We start from the raw sequence: 435 nt of genomic DNA on the forward strand, positions 1-435 counted from the left end.
TTTGAGCGCGATCGCATTACGGACTCCCAGTTCCTGGGGTTCCGTGAACGCTCTCGTCAGCTCGGCCGGCAGGCGCGCCAGATCGAGGTAACGCGTCAGCCAGCTCTCAGAGACTTTCAGGCGCTCTGCCATCGTTTTCTGACGCCCCTCGTAATAGGCGTCGAGCGCTCGCAGATAATCGCGAGCGCGCTCCAGATCCGTTAGGTCGTCGCGGGCACGGTTCTCGATATCCGCAAGGCGAAACGCTTCTTCGTCGCCGATCTCGCGGACGTCGACCAGGAATTTGAATTCCGGATAGTTGTGCGACCGCAGCCAGCTGATGGTCCAGTGCCGCCGTGCGCCACAGATCACTTCGAAGTCGTAGTCCGGATCGCCCACGACCCGACGAACGATCGCCGGTATCTCCTGCCGCCCTTGCGCCTTGATGCTTTCGAT

At 61.1% G+C, this 435-nt stretch carries 1 protein-coding gene; it reads right to left on the reverse strand.

Annotation, left to right across the window (positions count from 1 at the left end):
* Nucleotides 1-435, reverse strand: a 435-nt coding sequence (locus AACY52_RS31635; RefSeq protein ID WP_339561600.1) for a ParB/RepB/Spo0J family partition protein, incomplete at both ends; no start/stop codon positions are given.

This window comes from Pseudomonas sp. EA_65y_Pfl1_P113 (genome assembly GCF_963970525.1).
In the GTDB taxonomy this organism is placed as follows: domain Bacteria; phylum Pseudomonadota; class Gammaproteobacteria; order Pseudomonadales; family Pseudomonadaceae; genus Aquipseudomonas; species Aquipseudomonas tritici.